This is a genomic window from Porphyromonas sp. HMSC065F10, from assembly GCF_001808555.1.
In the GTDB taxonomy this organism is placed as follows: domain Bacteria; phylum Bacteroidota; class Bacteroidia; order Bacteroidales; family Porphyromonadaceae; genus Porphyromonas_A.
In genome coordinates, this window is sequence record NZ_KV793730.1 from 40066 (window position 1) to 64577 (window position 24512).

Genomic DNA, 24512 nt, shown 5'->3' on the forward strand with positions numbered 1-24512 from the left:
TCGGTATTAGAGAAAACTAATATCGGTATTAGGAAAACCTCTCATCGGACGGGGTACACTGCAGCTAAATTGAGGGGAGCCCTCCCCGCCGGTCCGATCGGTCGGTATATGAAGGTCAATTATTAATGGTACCTTTGGGGCATCAAAAAAAGGACATCAACCCGTGACACACGTGAGGGACTTACAAAGTCAGGACAATGCACTCTTTAGCGCTGATCAGGATTCCGGATTGGTCGGTTCTTCGTGTGGTCAAAGCAGGGTTGTGAGGTCTTTCGTCTTATTAGACAATAGGTGGTTATGAAAGTATTAGTTACCGGGGGAGCAGGGTTTATCGGATCTAATCTGTGCGAGTATCTCCTAGGAGAGGGGCATATAGTTCGCTGTATGGACAACTTTTGCACGGGTAAGCCGGAGAACATTATCCCCCTGCTTGAGAAGTTCCCTGACTCCTTTTCCCTCGTGGTTGGTGACATACGGAGTCTTGAGGATTGCCGCAAGGCGGTCGATGGTATGGAGTATGTCCTTCACGAGGCGGCCTTAGGGTCGGTCCCTCGGTCCATCAAGGATCCGATCACCACCAATGATACCAATATCGGAGGGTTCCTCAATATACTTGTCGCCGCTCGAGATGCCGGTATTAAGCGCTTTGTCTTTGCCGCCAGCTCCTCTACCTATGGGGATAGTGAGTCTCTGCCTAAGGTGGAGGAGGTGATCGGTCGCCCTCTCTCCCCTTATGCCATTACCAAGTATGTAGATGAGCTCTATGCTGATGTCTTTGCGCGGACCTATGGTATTGAGTTCGTCGGTCTCCGGTATTTCAATGTCTTTGGCCGTCGCCAGGACCCCCATGGGGCATACGCTGCGGTGATCCCGCTCTTTGTCAAGAAGCTGATGGCGCATGAGCAGCCTGTCATCAATGGCGATGGCGAGTACAGTCGTGACTTTACCTATGTCGACAATGTCATCCAGATGAATATGCGTGCGCTTACCACGACCAATCCGGAGGCGGTTAATCAGATCTATAATACCGCCTACGGCGAGCGCACGACTCTCAATCAGCTGGTCTCTTACCTGAAGGAGAATCTCTCAAAGATGGATCCGGAGATCAAGTCCATCGATGCGATTCATGGACCTAATAGAGTCGGAGACATTCCTCACTCCCTTGCCTGCATAGATAAGGCGAAGCGCCTCCTCGGCTACGATCCCAAGTACTCTATGCGTCAGGGACTGGAGGAGTGCTGCAGGTGGTACTGGGAAAACCTATAACCCTTTTCTCAAGAAGAAGATCCTCACTATGCTCACTCGCGTCGAAGTCCACAATGTCACCGCTTTTGATGAACTCAAGGCGGATTTCTCGTCGGGACTAAACGTCTTGATAGGAGAAAATGGCACCGGAAAGACCCATCTGATGAAGTTCCTGTACTCAGCTTATGAGGTCGCAGGTGGCAAGGAGACGAAATCTATTCGTCAGAAGCTTGAGGAGAACTTTCTTCCTGACAGCATCGGTAGACTGGTGCGACGTGCCAGAGGACGCAAGAGCGGGAGTTTTGAGGTATTTCGCACCGATGAAGGGGTTGACAGAAGCCTTTCAGTGAGGCTCACATCCATAGATGGCGTCACAATGACCTCGACGGACTGGAAGTCCGACTCCACCGGGCAGGCTGTCTATATCCCGGTAAAGGATATGCTGGCGAATGCTCCCGGCTTTCAGTCTCTCTACAATGGTCACGCCATTCACTTCGAGGGCGTATATGCAGATATCATTAGTAAGGCCCTCTATCCGGCCGCTCGTGGTCGTCGTAATAGCATCCAGAAGGAGCTGCTTGAGCTCATCGAGTCAGAGATGAGTGGTACGGTGGCTACGGAGGGAGAGGAGTTTTACCTCAGAGCTACAGACGGCTCCGGCAATCTGGAATTCACCCTGCTCTCTGAGGGCTATCGCAAGCTCGGTCTCCTCTTCTGCTTAGTCCAGAACGAAATGCTCACCAAAGGGTCTGTCCTCTTTTGGGACGAGCCGGAGGCAAATCTTAATCCCAAGATGATGGAACCGGTGGTGAAGATACTGTATAGGTTGGTTGACCTCGGCGTGCAGGTTTTTGTCACAACTCATAATAGTATGCTCACATCCCAGGTCAGACTTTGGGAGGATAAGTCGCCCACCAAGTACCACCTCTTCAAGAAGGGTGATACCGGAGGTGTGGAATACTCCTCCTACGATCGTCTGGAGGATATCGTTGCTAACCCCATCCAGGATGCCTACGAAGCACTGCTCCTGAAGCAGATAGAAGAGGAGCTAAACCTATGAAAAAGACGCTCGAAGGATATACCTTTGACTTTCCCACTGCGACATCAATCATTCAGCTGGACGATCCGAAATTCCTTTCAGCCCCAGCGATGAAAGCTGTTGATGTAGTTGCAGAACTGCCAAACCATCGAATCTTCGTTGAGATCAAAAACTACGAAGAGAACAAAGAGTGGTTTGAGAAAAATCCTTGCAATGACCCTAAAAACAGACTTAGTAAGATCAGATTTGATATAGTCTATAAGTATAGGGATTCCTTCCTTTATTACTGGTGTAGTAAGGCTCCGAGGAAGAAGAATATCTATGTTTTCCTCACGGATTGGTCTAATGGAGCTACTATCCAGCATTTTCTTGAAACGACATCTTTTCGCTTCCCTGTTAACTTGCAGAAGAGTAAATACTCCTCGGTATGGAAACAAACGTTTATAGACGGATATTACGTCCTCAATAAAACCTTATGGAATAAAAGTGTGCTAAATAAGCTTGGCACCATACTATAATAACTAACTACTGTCAAAGGAGATTTCGCCTATAGCATATGAATAGTATCAAGGACACAAAGATTGCTGTCATCGGACTCGGGTACGTGGGGCTTCCACTTGCACGACTCTTCAGCACGAAGTACCAGACCATCGGATACGACTACAACCCCGCTCGGGTAAAGGCTCTGATGGCGGGTCACGACGCCACCCTCGAGGTGTCGGATGAGCTTCTGCAGACCGCCATCAAGAATGGCTTCATCTGCACCTCGGATCTCGATGAGATCAGAGAGTGCAACTTCTATGTCGTGGCTGTCCCCACACCCGTGGACGAGAATCACAACCCCGACCTCTCTCCGCTCATCTCTGCCAGCGAGGTGGTAGGTAAGGTCATCAGCAAGGGCGATGTAGTCGTCTATGAGAGTACCGTCTACCCGGGCGTGACGGAGGAGAGCTGCATCCCTGTCGTGGAGCGTGTCTCCGGACTAAAGTTCAATGAGGACTTCTTCGGTGGCTACAGCCCTGAGCGCATCAATCCCGGCGATAAGCAGCATACCGTGGAGCATATCAAGAAGGTCACCTCCGGCTCCACGCCCGAGGTGGGCGAGTATGTCAATGCCGTCTACAGCTCCGTCATCACAGCCGGCACCCACCTCGCACCCTCTATCAAGGTGGCTGAGGCGGCCAAGGTGATTGAGAACTCTCAGAGGGATATCAATATTGCCTTTGTGAATGAGCTGGCCAAGATCTTCAATCGCATGGGCATCGATACTCATGATGTGCTGGAGGCAGCGCAGACGAAGTGGAACTTCCTCCCCTTCCGTCCCGGTCTCGTAGGTGGTCACTGCATCGGCGTAGATCCTTACTACCTCGCTCAGTGTGCCATGAGGTACGGGTACAATCCCGAGATCATCCTTGCCGGTAGGCGTATGAACGATGGCATGGGCGAGTATGTGGCGGATCAGGTGGTCAAGCTGATGCTTAAGCGGGGCATACAAGTGCTTAATGCCAAGATCCTCCTCCTCGGCTTTACCTTCAAGGAGAATTGCCCCGATGTGCGCAATACCAAGGTGATCGACATCGTGAAGACTCTTAAGTCTTACAACACCAACGTCACCATCTACGACCCGTGGGCCAGTCCCGAGATTGTCCGGCGGGAGTATGGCGTGGAAGTGACCAATCAGCTTCCCTCAGAGAAGTATGATGCGGTCATCCTTGCTGTTGCCCACAAAGACTTCGAGAAGCTCTCCGTTCGTGACCTGACAACCGACAAGGGAGTGGTCTATGATGTCAAGGGCTTCCTGAAGAGTGAGGAGTGTGACGCCAAGCTCTAACTAACTGCTCTTTTGAGGATCTCCAGTAAGCCTCCTTGCCGATTCCATGACCTTCCCAGCCCTCTCCGACAAGTCTCTCTCTGATCTGCTGATCGGCTCTGTGAGGCAATAGGATGAGTCTTGGCGATCTCTTGGAGAAAGAGGGAGCAGTCCGAGTGTCAACGACTACAATTCAGGGAAAAAGCAGCCTCTCTACAAAGAGAGACCGACCGATGAGTTTGTCAGCACCTTTTTCCCGTAGCAAGGAGAGAAGTAGAAAAATAGTTACCACATTTTGCGATGATATTTTTTGGAACTTAGAGTGACGATTATTTGATAATGAATACATATGATATCATAGGATTTCCCATCAATTTGGGATGTGACAAAGTGGGTAATGAACTCACACCAGCTATTCTACGGAGAGAAAACTGCTATACCTCAAGGGACAACATCGTTAATGACCTTGGAGACATACCATCCATTTCTTGTGAGGCAATTTCTAGAGAAAAATATTCTTATCACAAGAGGATTAAATATTTAGACCCTATACTAGATGCCTCTGAAGATCTCTGTCACTCTGTTAGACAGTCTCTCCAACAAGGTCATATACCCGTATGCATCGGTGGTGATCACGTCTCAGCATTCGGTAGCATTGCTGCTATTGCTCTTGAAAAGGGAGCCGACAATTATGCTGTAGTGTATATAGACGCTCACGGAGACTTTAATACAGAACTGACCTCTGCATCTGGTAATATGCATGGTATGCATATGTCCTACTTAATGGGACTGGGACAAAAGGAATTGGCTCACTATTGGGGTAAATTCCCTATCCTTCGGACACAGAATATCTATTATCTAGGCGCCAGAGCTCTAGATCCTGGAGAGGTTCAGGTTGCTCAAGAACATAATATATTCATCCGTTCATCCTATGATCTTAACTTCTCCACCCCTTCTAACATTGTAGACTCGATTGTTAGTGATATTATTAACAAGGGGATCGACCATATTCACCTAAGCTTTGACATAGATGTCATCGATCCTATATTTGCACCAGGGACAGGCGTACCCGAGAAAGATGGGATATCCCCTAAAATAGGATATGAAATAGTTAAGCAGCTTATGAATACGGGACTAGTGAAGTCCGCAGATATAGTAGAGCTAAACAACCTGCTAGACCCCACAGGTAAAACCAAAGAAATTTTCGAGAACACGCTTAGGCTTATATTATCATAGACAACGTATTGAGTCATCTTCAAGTTCGACAATGGCGATGAATAGAAATGCAATAAGATGTATGGCCTACAGATTACTGGGCGGAAAGATTGCAAACTCACTCTTCTATTTCAGGCAATATCACCGATTTCCCAGATGGAATAATCCTACACTATTCAACGAAAAGATACAGTACTTAAAGTGTACTGCATTCAAAAATGACCCAACATACACGCTTTGTGCAGATAAATATGCTGTTAGAGAGTATTTATCCTCAAAAGGTTTTGATCGTTTTCTTATACCTTTAATTTCTCATTATAATCATCCAGATGAAATAAAATGGGGTGTGTTGCCAAATAGGTTTGTCCTTAAGATGAACTTTGGAAATGGAATGAACATTATTGTGAATGACAAGACTCAGCTTGACATTACTTCAACGATGTCTGAATTAAAAAAATGGATGGATGTCAAATCAGAGCTTGTCAGCGGAGAAATGCAGTATGCTAAAATCCCGAAGAAAATCATTGTTGAAGAGAACATTGCAACATCAGACATCGCCCCGGTTGACTACAAATTCCACTGTGCTAGTGGTAAATGCATTATGGGGTTCACTGTTTCGGACAGACAGGCATCAGAATGCAGACTGTACGGATTTGGGAGAGATTTAGAGCCTATACCATACGAGCCAAGTCATGGTCACTTTATGAGTGTCAGCTACCCACCCGTAGAATTTAACAAGGAGGACGTGATCAAAATGATGAATCTTGCCGAAACCATATCTGCCCCATTTCCCTACGTAAGGGTAGATTTATTTCACGTCAACGGCAATATTTATTTTAGTGAATTAACCTTCTCAGAGGGTGGCGGTTTTGATAGAAAAACAGAGTATGCCGACAGGTTGCTTGGACAGTCCATTGACCTGAGTCTTTACCGCTCAATCTGAATCTTACGTATACCTACTTATCCAAGAAAGACACTTGAGCACTAAAAACGATTATCTTTGGGCTTCATTAGATAAGGTCGGTGGAATAGTCTTGGCCTTTCTCTTTAATCTTGTGATGGCTCGGTGGTTTCTATCTCCTCGGGAGTTCGGGATCATCGGTATGCTTCAGATTTTCATATCTCTTGGGTATACAACGGTGATTGCTGGGTTTGGTCAGTCAATTATCCAAACAGAGGATCTTGAGCGGGAAGACACAAACACTGTTTTTACAGTTAACTTACTCCTTTCCCTCATTGTGTATTGTCTTTTTTATTTCTTCGCTCCTGCCATTGCCAAATTCTATGACGAGCCTATTCTTAGAGATGTTCTGAGGGTTTTGGGACTTCAGCTGATTATTTGCTCTTTTTTCATTGTACAGTATAATCTTGCCCTGCGTGCCTCTCACCTTCGTCGATTGTGTCTCATAACGATTGCTTCAAGTATTTTGGGCTATTCAGCGGGGATTGTTATCGCAAAAAATAATGGTGGAGTGTGGAGCTTAGTGTTGGCCACTCTTGCAATGTATTTCTTCCAAACCATTGGGTTGTGGCTAACAACGAGCTCCTATCCTTCAATAGGAATCTCTAAAAACTCGTTCAAAAAACTGGTCCCTTACAGCGGCTATATTTACCTCGCCTCACTCATCGATCAAGCCTATGTACACGGATTGGCAATGATTCTAGGTAAACGGTTTAGTGCAGTTACTCTGGGTTACTATACGCAGGCAAACAAATTGCAGATGGTTCCCTCTCAGGCAGTTCAAGACATAAGTTACCAAGTACTTTTCCCCAGCTTTTCGCGTTCTCAGTCAGATCGCTCAAGCCTACGCACTCACTATCGTAGGAACACGCGCCTCATTGCCACACTATCCGTCTGGGCATTCGGCATACTTTACATCATCGCAGAGCCTGTTATCCTAATTCTATTTACTGATAAATGGTTGCCATCGGTGCCAATGCTTCGAGTCTTGGCGCCAGTAGGATTACTCCTCGTATTGTCCTCCATTCCGACACTACTCATACGAGCAATTGGCAATGCTAGGAGCTACTTTACACTTCTCTCCATGGAGCGGGGAGTAGGTATAGGGATGCTCGTAATACTAAGTGGTATTGGGCTTTGGGAGACCTTATTGGGGTTGGTTGGACTCAATCTGTTATGTTACCTTTTCAACATCTACTATGTAAGCAAACTAACAGATATAACTATCAAAGAGCAATTGTCCGACGTAATACCTGTCCTTCTTCTTCAAAGTGTAGTAATTTTGTGCCTGGAAAAGTCTTTAATGCTCGTAAAAGATTTGAGCATATGGGCGGAGTTATTCGTAGGCTTAACACTTCCAACATTACTCTTTGGAGGGCTCCTTCTGTGGACTAAGTGGATTGACCCATTGAGTGTTCGTACATTGCTAAAGTTAGGAGAAAGAACAAGAAAATGAATGGTCATACTGGCAAGCGGTATATTCTATCCGTCAACAATAGACGAGCAGAGGCGCAAAAAACTAAGGATAGTCTCAGCTGGGGATGGATTGCTGTTATTGTGATCGGCATATTCGGTATGCTACACCCTATATACGAAGTTATTGGGCCCTTATATGCCAGTATGTACCAGTTCAAGATGAATTATATCGGGACATCATCAAGCCTAGTAGTGTTGCCCTACTTAGTCCTAATATCCATCTTTCTGTATCGCCAGCAAAAGCGAGCCACCCTCTCAGACTACTTTATAATCGTTCTAACGCTCTGTTACTTCTTGCCAGGCGCCATAATGTACGTATATGGGAACTGGAGCAACTCATACTATATTTACCATTTTCTTTCCTACCTTTTTTTCGTCGTAACCAATGAGCTGTTTCCAAACTTTACCTCAAAACCCACCCCAAATACCAGAAGAAATAGTAAGAGTGCAGTCCCTTTTTTTTCTATCGTAATACCACTATCTGTTATTCTAATCACCCTCTACTACAACGGACTAAGGATTAATCTCCAGTTGGGTGAGGTTTACGATATGAGACGAGAGTGGAGCTCCTCCAGAATGCCAAATTTCTTTAATTACTACCTACCCTTTGCAGCTCGCATCACTCCGATACTGCTCCTTATAACGCTGAAGCAGCGAAGGATCTGGCTCTCTTCGCTGCTAATATTCTCCCAACTGGTATCCTTCTCTTTTGGTGGAATGAAGTACACTCTCTTCGCCCTTATCCTTGGTGTTTTATTCCACTTTTTCGGTAAAAATATCAATGCCAAGAAAGTCATCATTTACTATTCAATATTTGTGGTGCTGTGCTTTGGGGAATGTCTAATACTATCAGATCAGCTGCCAATGCTGACAATCTATACTCTTCGTCGGATGTCTTTTATTCCTAATCAGATTGGGTATTACTTCTTCGCATTCACTCAGGGTCATGACTACCTATACTATTCTGAAAGCTTTTTAAGAGGACTTCTCCACTATCCATACAGCTATCCATTCCCTCACGTAATAGGGGAGTATGCCTTTGGACTGCCTGACATGGGAGCAAATACAGGACTTTTTGCAGAGGGATTCTCTCAGATTGGCTGGTTGTCCCTACCAATCTACTCTGTTCTATACGTCGTATCCTTTAGGATATACGAAGTCTGTGCAAGAGGATTCCAAAAAACAGAGATGGCATATGTGCCACTTCTAGGATTACTGCTCTATGCTTTCACATTGCAGGACGGAGCTTTCTTCAGCGTTTTACTGACACAGGGATTTGCTCTAAGTGTTCTGGTTCTATATCTGCTTTCTCATACGCAAATGGATCAATTAAGGCACAAAAGACACTAATTATTATACCATATGTCGCAACACATACTACATATAGCCAATGATTTTCCGGGTTCTCAAGTCTACAATCAGTTGGCACGAGCCATAGATAAAAGGGGAGTCAGACAGAGTGTGTTTACTACAGTGAGACACAAGGGGCAATTGGGTAAAAACGCCTTAGACTTTGCTGTGGAGGGGTCTACCATCTACTACTCTGACAATTGGAGTCCGTGGCATCGAGCTTTCTTCAGACTAAAAACGAAGAGCAACTACGCTCACTTGCTCGCTGCGTTAGACCCCCAAATAATTACCCATACACATGCTCATACACTCTTTAGTGATGGAGTATTGGCTCTTAAACTAAAGCAAGACTTCGGAATCCCCTATACAGTTACGATCAGAAATACAGATATAAATACTTTTATGAGGTTTATGGTGCACACTTGGGATATAGGAAGGTGTGTACTGAATAATGCCGATAGGGTTGTCTGTATCTCTCCTGCTCATCTCAAGAGGGTGCTGAAGTGGAAATATTGCCCGCCTGACTTTGTCGCTAAAGTCATCAACATTCCTAATGGCATAAATAGTTACTGGCTTGACAACCTTTCCTGTACGATCAAACCTCACCTGCTAGGCGATCCTTGGAACCTTCTATATGTAGGAAATTTCTCAACAAACAAGAATGTTCCTCGACTTATGGAGGCCGTACTCAGATTAAAAGATAAAGGTCATAACATACAACTTCATATTATAGGGGGAGGAGGGGATGATACCAAGCGAATAGAGTTAATGGCCCGCGAGTCGCCTGAAACTTTTTACCTACATGGTGTTATCAAAGACAAGGAAAGGATACGCTCTATCATGCACCAATGTCAACTCTTCACCATGCCATCTCTTACGGAAACATTTGGGCTTGTCTATGTAGAGGCTTTATCTCAAGGATTACCTATTCTTTACCCTGGAGGTGAAGGGGTTGATGGCTTTTTTACAGCGTCCTACGGTACTTGTTGTAATCCTCGCTCTATATATGATATTGCGTCCAAAATTGAGCAGATGATCACTCATTTCCACGAGTATGTAATAGACAAGGATTATCTACTAGATCATTTTGACTGGAATATGGTCGCTGACAGATACCTCTCAATTTTTCATCAATAGTTATATTCTTCTATGTTTCATACAATTTCAGTTGTTATCCCAGCATACAATGAGGAACGCTTTATAGAGGACTGTCTCCACTCGGTATATCAGCAGGATTACCCCAAGGAGCATCTAGAGGTAATCTTGGTAGATGGCAACAGCCAAGATCGCACCGCAGAGATCATCCGAGAGAAGTTCCCCCAGGTAATACTCCTGCATAATCCTCGGAAGATAGTGCCTGTCTCTATGAATATTGGAATTAAGGCGGCTCAAGGAGTCTATGTCATCCGGTTAGATGTACACTGCGTTTATCCGAATGACTACTTCAGCCGGCTTGTTCAATTTATGGAGGCTCATCCAGAGGCCGACAATGTGGGCGGTGTCTGTAAAACGCTTCCGGCCAATGGCACCCCCAAGGCGGAGGCTATCGCTATCGCCCTCAGCTCTAAATTCGGTATGGGCAACTCAGAGTTTCGTGTAGGAGCCAAAGAGATTAAGGAGGTGGATACGGTTCCTTTTGGCTGCTATCGTAGAGAGGTCTTTGATAAGATAGGGGGCTATGACGAAGAGCTGATACGTAATCAAGACAACGAACTGAACTCTCGTCTCAAACAGTATGGAGGACGTATCTTCCTTCTACCTGACCTGCTAATAGACTACTACGCACGCCCCACGGTGAAGAAGTGTGGGCGGATGTTTTATCAGTATGGACTCTTCAATCCATTGGTAGATAAAAAGCTGGGACAGTGCTCCTCCCTGAGGCGCATGGTGCCCCTCTTCTTTGTGCTCTACCTGATACTCTTTGTTGTGCTGAGTGTCATCCTGCCGAAGTTAACCCTTTGGTTTGCAGTCCCCCTTCTTCTCTATCTCCTGATAGATATTGTGGCATCCCTGCAACATATAACAAAGCCAAAGGTTGCTCTGTGGCTACTCTGCATCTATCCCGTCATCCATATCAACTATGGTATTGGCTACCTTGATGGCATCCTACGCCTCCTCTTTAACCGGTCTTTCGTTGCCGAAGCCAACAGATAAAAGTGTTGTTCTATGAGAGTGAATCGCACATATAAGGCTATGATAGATAAGTCTATCAGTAGTATGATATCAGCTATCGAACTGTATAATAAGCCAGACTTTCATTATAGAGAAGAGACATTTGCGATCCTAGCTGTAAATAGTTGGGAGTTGCTTCTCAAGGCACAAATTCTGAAGCAGAACAACTACAGGATGAATTCAATATATTGTTTGAAGTACGACAAGAAAAAAGATGGCTCTTCGTCAAAGCGAAAAATCGTTGATCGTAATAGGGTGGGCAATCCAAGGTCCATATCTATTGTGACTGCCATGAATATTTTATCCACAGAATGTCAATTGCCAAAACCTGTTGAGTCAAATATTGCAGCCCTAATGGAACTAAGAGACAATGCGGTTCACTTTATTAATGAATCTTCTCTCACAAAGCAGATCCAAGAACTGGGGTTTGCATGCATCAAGAATTACCTAGACTTGCTTAAGGAGTGGAAGGTGAATGCACGCCTTGATCGCTATAACCTCTACTTAATGCCTTTAGCTTACGTAGATGGAAATAAACTGGTAGATACTCGATTTACCCAAGAAGAAACCAATTTTATAGACTTTATCAAGCAACAACTCGGGAAGACAGACGACTCTGGTTATAAGGTGGCGATGTCTATCGATGTAAGCTTCAAAAAGGGGAACTCCTTTGACGCTATAAAAGTAGTTAGATCCAAGGATGGGGTTCCCGTAACCTTAACCCCCGAAAACATAAAGAACACATATCCATGGGACTACAAAACTGTGGTGAAAGAGTGCAAAAAGAGGTATTCAAATTACAAACAGGGCAAGACGTTCAATAGTGCGATGAAAGAAGTGAAGCAGGCTCCTCAATTATGCTATAAGCGTTTCTTAGATCCTGATAACCCGAAATCGTCCAAAAAAGAATTTTATTCGACTTCCGTCTGGAGTGTACTAGATAATTACTTTCAGAAGGTAAAGCGGTAATAACTATGTGGGCAAAGTGGTTGCTTGATCGGATTATGTCACTCGTGGGGCTGATTATTCTCTGCCCCTTGTTGCTTGTCGTGGCACTCCTCATTCGGCTATAGGTGCCGGGGGGACCGGTGCTCTTTAGACAGAAGAGAGTGGTCTGAAAAGTATACATGATAAGGAATACTTGTCTATCCTCAAAACCACCTCCTACTTTATCGGATAGACTCATAATGCAATTGAGAGACTGATAGCCAATAGATAACAATCAAACCGGAAGTTATAATGCCAAGCATACAAACGGATCAATCCATAAGTGGCATGTGATGATGGATAAAATTAGTATACTGCAATACAAAAAAACTTTTGATGGTATAGTCAGGCACATAGATGGGGATGACTCTTCTGAGCAGATAGAGGTATGGTTTGCTCGGGAACTTCAGCCAATCCTTGGCTATAGCCGGTGGGAAAATTTCCAGGTGGCAATTCGTCGCGCCATAGAGTCCTGTATATCACAGGGAGTCAGCACCGAAGACCATTTTCGTGAGGTCACGAAAATGGTTGACTTAGGGAGCGGTGCAAAGCGTGAAATTTCCGACGTAATGCTTACGCGATATGCATGCTACCTTATTGCACAGAACGGGGATCCTAAGAAGGAGGAAATCGCCTTTGCTCAGAGCTATTTTGCCATTCAGACACGCAAGGCAGAGTTAATAGCCGAACGACTGAACTATCTCTCCCGCATAGAAACGCGTGATAAGCTAAGAGCAGCTGAGAAGCAGCTGTCACAGAACATATATGAGCGCGGGGTGGATGACAAGGGGTTTGGGCGGATTCGATCGAAAGGGGATACTGCTCTTTTTGGAGGGTATACTACGGGAGACATGAAAGTGAGACTCGGGGTGAAGTCAAACAGACCTTTGGCTGACTTCCTGCCAACACTCACAATCGCAGCTAAGAACCTGGCAACAGAGATGACCAACTACAATGTTGAAAGCAAGGACTTGAGTGGCGAGCCCTCAATAACGAAAGAGCACGTGCAGAATAACCAATGCGTGCGTGCTATGCTAGGGCAGAGGGGAATTAAGCCAGAGGAATTACCTCCATCAGAGGATATCAAAAAGCTAGAACGTAGAGTTGCTCGTGATGACAAGAAGATCGAACAGTCCTCACAGAAACTCCCCAAGCAGAAAAGACAATCGTAATGTGGGCAAAGTGGTTATTTGATCGTGTAATGTCACTCGTGGGGCTGGTTGTCCTCTGCCCCTCGTTACTTATTGTGGCACTCCTCATTCGGCTAAAGATGCCTGGGGGACCGGTGCTCTTTAGGCAGAAGAGAGTAGGGAAGGATGGCAAGCTCTTCACGATGGTGAAGTTTCGCAGTATGAGTGTGTCTCATGGTGGTAGCAGTGTCTCTGTCGCCGGGGAATCTCGCATCACCCCGCTTGGAGCCAAACTGCGTAAGTACAAGCTGGATGAGCTTCCGGAGCTGTGGAATGTGCTGGTGGGAGATATGAGCTTTGTGGGTCCACGCCCAGATGTGCCCGGATATGCAGACAAACTTGTGGGTGAGGATCGGGTGATACTGAAGCTGAGACCGGGGATCACCGGCCCGGCATCTCTAAAGTATCGCAACGAAGAGGAGCTCCTTGCCGGGGTGGATGACCCTCAGGCCTACAACGACACAGTGATCTTTCCGGACAAGGTTCGCATCAATAAGGAGTACTACTACCACTGGTCCTTCGGGAAGGACATCCGGTATATCTTTCAGACCGTCTTCGGGTGAGTAGCTCCGCGAAGGTGAGTGATAACTATGAGAGTAGCCTACTACGACTATCATTGATCATACTCGCTACGCATCCACATTGATGGAGGGATTAGACTCAAATCCTATTACCTTTTTAACTAAGTGACAGATAAAGCGCCAGATTCACCCCTAAGTGCAGATAGGAGACAACCGGGGTGTGCGGGGGTGGTACCTTTGCAGCTGAAAGAGAATGCTCTATTGAACCAGTAGTTGCTCTCACATGGGGGAAGTTGTTATGGTTTCTCTTATTCTTAACATAGGAGCCGATCTCTTGTAGGATTGATTATGACGTGCGGCATGACCTCTGATTTCATTATATTTGTGGTGATATCAGAGTAGATAAACCATCAGCTAAATAACGATATGAGTGAGGAGAGAGCACAGATCAGTATGTCCAATACGAAGAAGGAGATGCTGGAGGCCTATCAGGCACTGCTGGCAGAGGTGCAGACGAAGAGCTTAGAGAACCCGAGGGAGGAGCAGAAGCGGATAGAGCAAAAAAAGGTGGTCGCTCAGGCTGAGGCTCTCTCTGCTGAGGAGATGGATAAGTTTGCCCGGGAGATTATGGGTGGCTTTGAGCGCTCCGTAGCTCTCCTCCAGTCTCAGCTTAGGGAGGGCTTTGATAAGCTTAGGACGCTTGATGAGACGATCAAGATCAAGGAGGCTTGGATAGAGGATCTCTATGCCATTCAGAGCAATGCCGACTCGCTCTCTACACTCATCCTGGCGCAGAAAAAGCAGAAGGAAGAGGCTCTGCGAGAGCTGGAGGAGATCCGGACCAAGCAGGAGCGAGAGATCGAGGAGACACGCGAGGCGTGGCAGCGTGAACAAGAGCAGTACAAGGACTCCGTCAAGCAGGAGAAAGCGACCGCTGCACTTCTCCGAAAGCGTGAGGAGGATGAGTATGAGTACACCACGAGTCAGAGGCGGCGTAAGGAGGAGGATGCCTTCCGGGAGCAACTGGACGCTGATGAGCGAGCTCTGGAGGAGCGTCGCCAGGACTTTGAGCGGACTGCTGCCGAGAGGGAGCGTGTACTTGCCGAGGCTGAGGGAGAATTGGAGGGGTTGCGCCGTCTGTCAGAGAGCTTAGATACCCGTATGCAAGAGGTGGAGAGTAGGGCGATCAAGGCCACTGAGGAGCGCCTCGAGAGGGAGCATCGCTTTGCTTTTGACTTAGCCCAGAAGGAGACTGAGGGTCAGCTACGGCTGAAGGATCAGCAGATCGAATTACTGCAGCAGAAGATCGGGGAGATGGAGGCACAGCTCCGGGAGGCGGGACTAAAGGTCTCTACCTCAGAGGAGACGGTCCGAGACATTGCTCTCCGAGCCATAGACTCCTCTGCGCTGACCGGACGTGCGCTGTCGCGTGAGCCTCGCCCCACAGCCGGCCGTGAGGGCAACGATGAGGCTTAATAAATACATATCACCGAGGGAGTGTAGTAACAGCAGAGTGGCTAATGATTATGACGGAAGAGAGGAAGATGATCTACCTCTGCCTCGCTCACATGAGTGAGGAGGGGCTGGAGCAGAAGTATGTGAAGGAGGCCTTTGACACCAATTGGGTGGTGCCGATGGGGCCGAATGTGAATGCCTTTGAGAAGGACTTAGAGGCGTTTGTCAACAGCAAGTCGGTCGACTCGGCAGCGCTGGATCGGCGTGTGGTCTGTCTGTCTGCTGGTACGGCAGCGGTTCACCTGGCGCTGATCGGCTGCGGTGTGGGACCTGGAGACGAGGTGCTGGTGCAGAGCTTCACCTTCTGCGCCTCCTCGCACCCGATCACCTACCTGGGTGCCAAGCCGGTCTTTGTCGGCTCGGAGCGGGAGACCTGGAATATGGATCCGGCTCTGCTGGAGAGGGCGATCCTTGACCGTAAGGAACAGACCGGGCGTTACCCTAAGGCGATCGTCCCCGTAGCGCTCTATGGTATGCCCTACAGGATCGATGAGATCATGGCGATAGCGGATAAGTACGGTATCCCCGTGGTTGAGGATGCTGCTGAGGGTATGGGCTCCCGCTTTGATGGACAGGTGCTGGGGACCTTTGGGAAATTTGGCGTCCTCTCCTTCAATGGAAATAAGATGATCACCACCTCGGGCGGAGGGGCGCTGATCTGCCGCTCGGAGGCAGATGCGACGGAGGTCATGTGGTATGCCACTCAGGCACGTGATGCCTATCCCTACTACCACCATACTGCCATCGGGTACAACTATCGACTCTCTAATGTCTGCGCCGGCATTGGTCGCGGACAGATGACGGTGCTGGGTGACCACCTCGCTCATCACAAGCACGTACAGGCGCTCTACGAGGAGCTGCTGGCAGATGTGCCGGGGATTACGATGCATCGTCAGCCGGAGGACAAGCGGTATGGTGCCAACTTTTGGCTCTGCGCTGCCACGATCGACCCGGAGGTTCGGGTCAAGGGGCAGGAGAATGCATACCGGCAGGTGATCAAAACCGCTGTCGGTGGTGCTGCAGGAGTGATCCATCAGGTGGAGTCGGCAACGACCGACTGTCAGCCTAATGCCAATGTGGAGGCGCTCCGAACCTTTATGCTGGAGAAGAAGGTGGAGTGCCGCCCCCTCTGGAAGCCGATGCATAAGCAACCTGTCTATGCGGATGCCCCCGTCTACACGGACGGGGTGGAGGAGGGGCTCTTCCGGGTAGGCTTCTGTCTGCCGGCAGGTCCGTATGTCTCAGACGATGATGTCCACTATATCGTCGACTGTATCCGCGAGGCGATCGAGGCGTAAGTAAAGCCTCTGAAGTCCTATATAACACACCGCACCCGAGCCTCTGAGGAGGAGTGCGGGTGCGGTGTATCGTACAGGACTGAGTGGGGGATGCGGGACACCGGAAGTAAGGGCTTTGCGGCGATCCATCCAATGGCGGCTATAATAACTGATCCCGGACCCCAGCCAGTGAGTTCTATTCACGGGTGTCGGTCACTGCTACCCGGCAGGCTGTGTCAGGTGCTCCTCTCCTTGATCGCATTGAGTGAACCGAAAGGTCTCAGCGTGGTCCTGTGGAGCTGGCGACTTATGAGGCGGCGGGACTGCCCTTCATACGCTCAAGGTTGTCCTCCGTGGTGAGGGCCTCGATGAAGGGACCGATGCCGCCGTCGAGGACGCTGTCTATGTTGTGGATCGATAGCCCGATGCGATGGTCCGTGACGCGGCTCTGGGGAAAGTTATAGGTCCGGATCTTCTCGGACCGGTCGCCGGTGGAGATGAGAGAGCGTCGCTCGGAGGCGCGCTCCGCCTCCTGTCGCTCCCGCTCCTGATTGTAGATGCGTGTGCGGAGTTCCTCCATCGCCTTTGCCATATTCTGCCGCTGGGAGCGCTCGTCCTGCGACTGCACAACGATGCCGGTGGGGAGGTGGGTCAGCCGGACGGCGGAGTAGGTGGTATTGACGCCCTGGCCACCGGGTCCGGAGGCGCAGAAGATGTCGGTGCGTATGTCCTCACTCCTCAGCTCTACGTCCACCTCATCCGCCTGTGGAAGCACGGCGACGGTGGCGGCTGAGGTCTGTATGCGCCCCTGAGACTCGGTCACCGGGATGCGCTGGACACGGTGGACGCCGCTCTCGTACTTGAGCCGGCTGTAGACCTTCTCTCCCTCGACGGTGAAGATGACCGACTTGAAGCCACCCATCGTCCCCTCGTTCATCGATGTGACGTGGCAACTCCAGCCCTGCTCAGCGCAGTACTTCTGATACATCTTGAAGAGATCCCCGGCGAAGAGTGCCGCCTCGTCGCCGCCGGTGCCGGCACGGATCTCCATGATCACATCGCGCGAGTCGTCCTCGTCCTTGGGGAGGAGGAGCATCCTTAGCTCCTGCTCCAGCTCGGGTAGTTGCTCCTCGATCGCTCGGAGATCCTCCCGGGCGAGATCGAGCAGCTCGGCATCCTCTCCGGCGGCGATGAGCTTCTCGTCCTCATCGCGCTGGCCGAGGAGCGACTCATACTGCTCCGCCTTGTCGTCAATCTCCTTGAGGTCCTTGTACTCCAAGCTCAGCTTGCGGAAGAGCTTCTGATCCCCGATCACCTGGGGGTCGGTCATGCGGATGGTCACCTCGCGAAACTTCGCCCGCAGGGGAGCCAATTGCTCCGACAGGCCCATCATCGGTACTCGAAGTTGCCGAGACTGCTCTCGATCACCACCTCGCTCTCAGCGGCATCCTCAACCCGTCCGATGACCTGTGCGTCAATATTGAAGTGGCGGGCTACGTCGATCACCTCGGCTGCGTACTGCTCGGGTAGGTAGACCTCCATTCGGTGTCCCATATTGAAGACCTTATACATCTCCTTCGCCGGGGTCTTGCCATCGCGGAGGATGGTGTCAAAGAGTGGGGGCAGGTCAAAGAGGTTGTCCTTGATGATCTTTTTCCCCTTGACAAAATGCAGCACCTTGGTCTGAGCCCCTCCGGTGCAGTGGATGAGCCCGTGGATCTGCGGGCGTAGCTCGCGAAGCAGCTCCACCAGCACCGGGGCGTAGGTGCGTGTGGGTGCAAGGACTAAGTGTCCGTAGTCAATGTCGAGCCCCTCGACGCGGTCGGTGAGGCTGTGCGAGCCGACGTAGACCACGTCGTCGGGAAGGCAGTCGTCGTAGGACTCAGGATACTTCTCTGCATAGTGGTGGGCAAAGACATCATGCCGGGCGGAGGTGAGACCATTGCTCCCCATGCCGCCATTGTATGCGGTCTCGTAGGTCGCCTGCCCAAAGGAGGCGAGCCCCACGATGACATCTCCGGCAGAGATGCGGGCCGCATCGATGACCTCCTCACGCCTCATACGGCAGGAGACGGTGCTGTCGACGATCACCGTGCGGACGAGGTCGCCCACATCAGCGGTCTCGCCACCGGTATTGTAGATCCCGACACCGAGGTCACGGAGCTGCTCGAGGAGCTCGTCCGTGCCATTGATCAGCGCGCTGATCACCTCTCCCGGGATGAGCCGGCTATTACGCCCGATGGTGGAGGAGTGGAGGAGCCCCTGTGTGGCACCGACGCAGAGGAGGTCATCGAGATTCATCACGATGGAGTCCTGCGAGATGCCACGCCAGACAGAGAGGTCGCCCGTCTCGCGCCAGTAGAGGTAGGCGAGTGAGCTCTTTGTCCCTGCACCATCGGCGTGCATAAGATTGCAGTAGTCCGGGTCGCCGCCCATGATGTCGGGCATAATCTTGCAGAAGGCCTGTGGGTAAAGCCCCTTGTCTATATTCTTGATCGCTGCGTGGACATCCTCCTTATCGGCGGAGACGCCCCGGCGGCGGTAGAGTTCGTTGGGATTGACGTCGGTCATACTTATGATTTCCTTATTACTTCTTACTGTCTTTATGGCGAAGGAGATATGCGGTGCGGAGGGTCAGGCTGTGGGGTCGGGCGACGAGGTCAGCCCTTCTTCCTCTCGGGGCTCTGATCTTCTCCGCAACCTCTCCTGTGACCGTGCCACCGGCTACACAGGGTGCGACATATACTTTGCCATCATAGGTAGAGTAGGTATGGGTGCAACAGAAGACTCTCTTGACTCTTCCTCACACAAAGGTAACTCTTTAGTGGATGTAATCAAATCCTCACGCTCCAGAACCGGAGCAAACCGTCGCACGAGGGCGGGGATGAGGATCGGCGAGAGAGGATTAGGGAATACGACAAAAAGGGGGTACCTTTGCACCGCTTTGCGTAGCCTCTGGTGAGAGATATATGTGGCTCACGAATGCTGCGTTTAGTGATTTGACTAATTCATAAAGCTACATTTTTCTGATATGGACTTAATTAAGGCAGTCGAGCAGGAGTTTGCTATCGAGAGGGAGCTTCCCGCATTCAAGAGCGGTGATACGATCTCAGTCAACTATCGCATTACCGAGGGTGACAAGACGCGTATCCAGGTCTTCAAGGGTGATGTGATCCGCATCTCCGGTGAGGGCGCCAATAAGCGCTTCACCGTGCGTAAGATCTCCAATGGCATCGGTGTGGAGCGAATCTTCCCGATGAACTCTCCCTTCATCGACAGCATCGAGGTACATCGCATCGGTCACGTCCGTCGTGCCAAGCTGTACTACCTCCGCAACCGTCGCGGTAAGAGTGCTCGTATCAAGGAGCGTCGTTCCTTCTGATATAAAGTTTACTGTACACGAAAAAAAGAGCTATCGATCAGCATCTGAATGCCGATCGGTAGCTCTTTCCGTATCATGAGACCTTTGCAGAATACCCCATCTGCAGCGTCACTTTCGAGATTCGGGCTTGGTCATGTGCGTAAGCACACTCCCTTCGCCCTCACTCTCAGTCCCTTGCATCTGGGGCATTCTGCAAAGTCCCTGCCGAAAAAGCACCGCTTTTTCGGCGAAAGACCATTATGCAAAGGTCTTATCATAGAAGTGTGAGGTGGGATAGACTTAGGCGCTATGTGCTGGCGGGACTTGCCCTCCTGACTTTCCTCTCTCGGGGGATCGCTCAGGAGGGCTGGAGTGGTGACGTAGACCTCTTTGCCCTCGAGGGTGGTCAGCTCACGCTTACTCCGCTCGCTCAGGGACGTGAGCAGGCGGAGATCCACCGATCCTACGAGCTGAGGAGCGGTGTGCCGGTGGCGTGGACGATGGAGTGCCACTACGATCGGCGACCGTCGAGGTACAATACTTTTGCACTGGATCTCTTCAGCATACAGACGGAGGCGGGGCTTGAGACCTATACCCTCGCTCCGGATCCGAAGGGGCTGGAGGTGCGGCTTGTGCGCAGACTCTCTCCTGCGAATGGGGCAAGGAAGGAGGAGGTGCTGCTGCGTCATACTCTGACCTCTCCGGACGAGGTCTGGAGTAAAGTAGCTCTGAGGGTGGTCTATGACGGCGATCGGACGATACGGCTGAGTATGCTCTCTCCGGAGGGAGGCGTGCGGCATGCCGACATCGCCGTGCAGCTTGGAGGTCGACTCGAGGGGCTGCTCTCGCTCCGGGTGAAATTCACCTCCGGGCGCATGAGCTCAACCTTCTGGACCGAGCCGACCATTCACTTCCCCTATAAAAGCCTTGGGCAGGTACGTCTCCTGCGGTCTGCCCGGAGGAGTGATGGTACCCTTGTCCTCTACCTGAGTCAGCCGGTAAACCTCTCCCGAGCGGTGGCTCTGGTCGGAGGGAGGGAGACTCGGGTCGCCTATGGTGAGACGCTTCGTGAGGTGATCCTGCCGGTCTCCTCACCCTCCGGCAGTGGTCCCATAGAGGTCAGGATCTCCGGCATGGAGACGCTGGATGGCCCTGTGGGTGAGTGGCAGACCTCCATTGAGCGTCCATCGGCAGAGGACAGAAGCGGGCTGATCATCTCGGAGATCATGATCGATCCTCCGACGGTAGGTCCTCTGGCTCGGGTCCCCTATGTGGAGATCGCCAATAGAGGTACCGCTCCCGTGGATCTTGGGCGGGTGATCCTCCGCTGTCGGACCACCGCATACGACCTGCCTCCGGTTACGCTGTCTCCGGGAGGCTATGCGGTACTCCACTCCTCACAGCATAAGCTACCGCAGGAGAGTATCCACACATTGCCGATGGATCACTTCCCCTCGATGAGCGGTTCCTTTGCCCTAAGTCTGGAGTGGCGAAGCGGGCAATCCATCGATCGGGTGGTGGTGGACGACCGACTCCGTGAGCCGGGACTGCAGCGAGAGGGACGCTCCATAGAGCGCATCGAGTCGGATCCGCCGCAGTGGCGCTACTCCACAACCCCAACGGGCGGTACACCGGGTGCCCCATCACTAATGAGACCCTATGAGACACTCGCACCGGGAGCGCTGGTGGTGAGTGAGCTGATGCTCTCTCCCGAGAGTGTCGGGGAGAAGTACATCGAGCTCTACAACACCTCCTCTCAGCCGATCGAGCTGGAGGGAGTCCATATGAGCTTCCGGAACAGTCCCGATGGCTCCTACTCCGCATGGCCCTTGGTGGTCTCGCCCTACACGCTGCCGGCGAAGAGCTATGCCGTGCTGACCCCATATCCGCCCGCCCTGGAGCGTCTCTACCCCCTCTGCGACCCCTCCACGCTTGTGGAGCGGATAGACTTCCCCTCCATTAGCCCCACCTACAGCGAGATCAGTCTCATCGCCCGAGCTGATCGAACCACCATAGATCAGGTCGTCTATCGCCGTCAGTGGCTGGGCGACACTGCTGCTGATCGGACTCGGCACTCACTTGAGCGTGTCTCTCCACAGGCTGACGGGACTAAGAAGAGTGCTTGGCGGCGTGCCTCCGAAGCCTCCCGTGGAGGTACTCCGGGGCGTCTCAATAGTTCGTCGACGGAGAGTGGATCAGAGGGCACTTGGCCGGACGACCCACATCTCTCCTATGAGCAGATGATGGCGCTCCTGCCACTGTATGGTGAATTGGCAACTCTGGAGCTCTTCACCTTAGAAGGGCAGCAGATCTACCGGAAGGAGGGTAGGGAGGTGAGACCTTTTATCGAAAAACTGCAGGACGGAAAGGCTCCTCTGCCGACACTGATCATCGTGGTGCGGGTGACTTTTACCCCTCCCGACCCGGACTTTGTCCCGCTCACCTACTCCGGTAAGTGGGTCCATGCCGGTGCGATGTGATTCCTCGTGGGGAGGGTCGTCAAAGATATTTTCAGCAGTTGGGTCCCATGGGTGCATAGATAAAACAGAACAATTTGTACCTTTGGGACTGACTTAACAGAATACATAACACTTTAATCTTGCATTATGGCAAAGTACGACTTTGACAAGGTCATCGACCGTAGGGGAACCAGCTGTATGAAGTATGACGGCTATGGTCACTTCGAGAGCGACTATGAGGATATCCTTCCTCTATGGATCGCAGATATGGACTTCGCGACACCCTCTTTCGTGGGCGATGCTGTCCGTAAGCGTCTCGAGCATCCGGTACTGGGGTATACCTGCCCTCCGGATCGCTATTTTGAGGCGATTCAGAATTGGTTTGAGAAGCGCTACGGCTTCCGTCCCGAAAAGGAGGAGATCTCCTATACACCGGGTGTGGTATCCGGCTACTACAAGCTGATCCAGTGCTTCTCGCACGAGGGTGACGGGATCACGATCCTTCCCCCGGTCTACTATCCCTTTGCCAACGTCATCCGAGGCAGCAACCGCAAGTTAGTCGAGGCGCCCCTGCTCGTCCGTGATGAGCGCTTCTATATCGACTGGGACAGGCTTGACGAAGCTCTCTCGGAGTCCAAGATGCTACTCTTCTGTCACCCGCACAATCCCGGTGGCAGGGTATGGAGCGATGAGGAGCTGCGCCGCGTGGCGCACATGGCTCACGAGCATGGAGTGCTCATCATGAGCGATGAGATCCACGCTGACCTGAGCTATAGGGGCGTGCAGCACCACCCCTTCCCCTCCATCTCCGAGGAGGCACGCGAGATTACCATGTCGCTGATGGCACCGTCTAAGGTCTTCAATATGCCCGGTGTGATCGGCTCACACTTCTACATCCCGAATAAGGAGCTACGGGAGAAGGCTTTTGCCTACATGCTGCAGTGCGGACTGGAGGCGGCCTCTTGCTGGACCTATGACGCCATTGCCTCTGCCTATGAGCAGGGGGATGAGTGGTCACGCAACTGCATGGACTACATCGCCGAGAATGTCGACTTCGTACAGGACTACCTCCGGCGGGAGATGCCCGGTGTGAAGATGATCCGTCCCGAGGCTTCCTTCCTTATCTTCCTGGACTTCACCGATGCCGGCTTTAAGGACCCGGATGAGCTGGTTGACTTCCTGATCCGGAAGTGTGGCGTCTTTATGAATGACGGACGGATGTTTGGCACCGGCGGAGACTACTTCATGCGACTCAATGTCGGTGAGCCTCGCTCTGTCATCGAGGAGGCAATGAAGCGCATGGCTAAGGGTCTCCGCGAGCGGAAAGCCTGATCGCTCAAGGTGAGATAAAGGAGAGGGCCGACCCGTACGATTGTACGAGCCGGCCCTCTTACTATTTGGAGCTATGATATACGTCGCCATCCCTGATATAATGGTGGAGCAATTGGGCAATTGATCTGATTTTCAACTATGTGTTACTTGCCGACAGCTCCATCTCAGAGATATAGGGAAGAGAATACGCAGAGTCACATCACGCACCTATCTGGGGGAGTAAATAGAGGAGAAAGACCACAGGACTACTATGGACAGAGGTCCCTGTCGGTCGTGAGGGAAGGAAAAAGTGGGAGAGCGCCTATTGTCAAGATAGGCACTCTCCCGCTTGTCGATTGATTGTTGCCGTCGGTAGACCCTATACTCCTACGGATCAGAAGTTGGGCTTAGTGGCGGGCGGTGGATCAGTAGGCGCGGCGGACGATCCAGGCGTCGCTGAAGGCGGGCGCGTACTTCTGCATGATCGCATCGCGCGAGCGGACGGCGGCCTCCTTGGTGTCGTGGCCGGTGACGAGGACACGGTACATGCCGGACTCGTTCTGCGCCAGGATTGCCTCGCTATATCCATCGCTGATCATACGCTCGCGGAGTGAGCGGGCGTT

21 protein-coding genes are annotated in these 24512 nt (G+C 50.7%); 18 read left to right on the forward strand and 3 right to left on the reverse strand.

Features of this window, described 5'->3' with window-relative positions:
• Window positions 1–297: 297 nt before the first annotated feature.
• The 15 genes from HMPREF2890_RS00310 to HMPREF2890_RS00380 all read left to right on the forward strand — a co-directional run bounded on the left by HMPREF2890_RS00310 (window position 298) and on the right by HMPREF2890_RS00380 (window position 16779).
• Window positions 298–1266 carry an SDR family oxidoreductase gene (locus HMPREF2890_RS00310; protein ID WP_070463900.1) on the forward strand — a complete coding sequence of 323 codons (969 nt, stop codon included), beginning with the start codon at window positions 298–300 and terminating at the stop codon, window positions 1264–1266.
• Between the two features lie 28 nt (window positions 1267–1294).
• Entirely contained in the window at window positions 1295–2305 is a 1011-nt protein-coding gene (locus HMPREF2890_RS00315; RefSeq protein ID WP_070463902.1) for an AAA family ATPase, read from the forward strand.
• Window positions 2302–2802, forward strand: a complete 501-nt coding sequence (locus tag HMPREF2890_RS00320) for a hypothetical protein (RefSeq protein WP_070463904.1) — start codon at window positions 2302–2304, stop codon at window positions 2800–2802. Before HMPREF2890_RS00315 ends, HMPREF2890_RS00320 begins: the two co-directional genes overlap by 4 nt.
• Before the next feature lie 47 nt (window positions 2803–2849).
• On the forward strand, window positions 2850–4115 hold the full coding sequence (locus HMPREF2890_RS00325; protein WP_148130632.1) for a nucleotide sugar dehydrogenase: 1266 nt from the start codon (window positions 2850–2852) through the stop codon (window positions 4113–4115).
• 318 nt (window positions 4116–4433) lie between these two features.
• Window positions 4434–5330, forward strand: coding sequence for an arginase (locus tag HMPREF2890_RS00330; RefSeq protein WP_070463908.1), 897 nt, complete (start codon window positions 4434–4436; stop codon window positions 5328–5330).
• Between the two features lie 31 nt (window positions 5331–5361).
• A complete protein-coding gene (locus tag HMPREF2890_RS08715; RefSeq protein WP_083289699.1) occupies window positions 5362–6252 on the forward strand; it encodes an ATP-grasp fold amidoligase family protein in 891 nt (296 codons plus the stop codon).
• A 34-nt stretch (window positions 6253–6286) separates the two neighbouring features.
• Window positions 6287–7726 carry a lipopolysaccharide biosynthesis protein gene (locus tag HMPREF2890_RS00340; RefSeq protein ID WP_070463914.1) on the forward strand — a complete coding sequence of 480 codons (1440 nt, stop codon included), beginning with the start codon at window positions 6287–6289 and terminating at the stop codon, window positions 7724–7726.
• Complete coding sequence (locus HMPREF2890_RS00345; protein ID WP_070463916.1) at window positions 7723–9096, forward strand: hypothetical protein; 1374 nt, start codon at window positions 7723–7725, stop codon at window positions 9094–9096. The genes HMPREF2890_RS00340 and HMPREF2890_RS00345 overlap by 4 nt, the downstream gene beginning before the upstream one ends.
• A gap of 12 nt (window positions 9097–9108) precedes the next feature.
• Window positions 9109–10233, forward strand: coding sequence for a glycosyltransferase family 4 protein (locus tag HMPREF2890_RS09390; protein WP_070463918.1), 1125 nt, complete (start codon window positions 9109–9111; stop codon window positions 10231–10233).
• 12 nt (window positions 10234–10245) lie between these two features.
• Complete coding sequence (locus HMPREF2890_RS00355; RefSeq protein ID WP_070463920.1) at window positions 10246–11250, forward strand: glycosyltransferase family 2 protein; 1005 nt, start codon at window positions 10246–10248, stop codon at window positions 11248–11250.
• A 39-nt stretch (window positions 11251–11289) separates the two neighbouring features.
• A complete protein-coding gene (locus HMPREF2890_RS00360; RefSeq protein WP_210394714.1) occupies window positions 11290–12237 on the forward strand; it encodes a DUF3644 domain-containing protein in 948 nt (315 codons plus the stop codon).
• A 314-nt stretch (window positions 12238–12551) separates the two neighbouring features.
• Window positions 12552–13427 carry a DNA damage-inducible protein D gene (gene dinD / locus HMPREF2890_RS00365; RefSeq protein ID WP_070463996.1) on the forward strand — a complete coding sequence of 292 codons (876 nt, stop codon included), beginning with the start codon at window positions 12552–12554 and terminating at the stop codon, window positions 13425–13427.
• Window positions 13427–14008 carry a sugar transferase gene (locus HMPREF2890_RS00370; protein ID WP_070463924.1) on the forward strand — a complete coding sequence of 194 codons (582 nt, stop codon included), beginning with the start codon at window positions 13427–13429 and terminating at the stop codon, window positions 14006–14008. The genes dinD and HMPREF2890_RS00370 overlap by 1 nt, the downstream gene beginning before the upstream one ends.
• 384 nt (window positions 14009–14392) lie before the next feature.
• Complete coding sequence (locus tag HMPREF2890_RS00375) at window positions 14393–15442, forward strand: coiled-coil domain-containing protein (RefSeq protein ID WP_070463926.1); 1050 nt, start codon at window positions 14393–14395, stop codon at window positions 15440–15442.
• 50 nt (window positions 15443–15492) lie between these two features.
• A complete protein-coding gene (locus HMPREF2890_RS00380; protein ID WP_070463998.1) occupies window positions 15493–16779 on the forward strand; it encodes a DegT/DnrJ/EryC1/StrS family aminotransferase in 1287 nt (428 codons plus the stop codon).
• 286 nt (window positions 16780–17065) lie between these two features.
• Here HMPREF2890_RS00380 and prfA read toward each other — a convergent pair whose 3' ends face one another.
• Together prfA and HMPREF2890_RS00390 are read right to left on the reverse strand one after the other, a co-directional pair.
• Window positions 17066–18151 carry a peptide chain release factor 1 gene (gene prfA, locus HMPREF2890_RS00385; protein WP_070463928.1) on the reverse strand — a complete coding sequence of 362 codons (1086 nt, stop codon included), beginning with the start codon at window positions 18149–18151 and terminating at the stop codon, window positions 17066–17068.
• Window positions 18148–19329: an AIR synthase-related protein gene (locus tag HMPREF2890_RS00390; RefSeq protein WP_070463929.1), complete on the reverse strand. Its 1182-nt coding sequence runs from the start codon at window positions 19327–19329 to the stop codon at window positions 18148–18150. The genes prfA and HMPREF2890_RS00390 overlap by 4 nt, the downstream gene beginning before the upstream one ends.
• Before the next feature lie 460 nt (window positions 19330–19789).
• Here HMPREF2890_RS00390 and rplS point away from each other — a divergent pair, with 460 nt between their 5' ends.
• From rplS to HMPREF2890_RS00405, 3 genes are all read left to right on the forward strand, one after another.
• Window positions 19790–20140 carry a 50S ribosomal protein L19 gene (rplS, locus tag HMPREF2890_RS00395; RefSeq protein WP_070463931.1) on the forward strand — a complete coding sequence of 117 codons (351 nt, stop codon included), beginning with the start codon at window positions 19790–19792 and terminating at the stop codon, window positions 20138–20140.
• Between the two features lie 263 nt (window positions 20141–20403).
• Window positions 20404–22599, forward strand: coding sequence for a lamin tail domain-containing protein (locus tag HMPREF2890_RS00400; RefSeq protein ID WP_168160383.1), 2196 nt, complete (start codon window positions 20404–20406; stop codon window positions 22597–22599).
• A gap of 126 nt (window positions 22600–22725) precedes the next feature.
• A complete protein-coding gene (locus HMPREF2890_RS00405; protein WP_070463935.1) occupies window positions 22726–23910 on the forward strand; it encodes a MalY/PatB family protein in 1185 nt (394 codons plus the stop codon).
• A gap of 404 nt (window positions 23911–24314) precedes the next feature.
• Here the strand turns inward: HMPREF2890_RS00405 and HMPREF2890_RS09210 are convergent.
• On the reverse strand, window positions 24315–24512 hold a 198-nt coding region (locus HMPREF2890_RS09210; RefSeq protein WP_246825205.1), incomplete at its 5' end, for an SPOR domain-containing protein.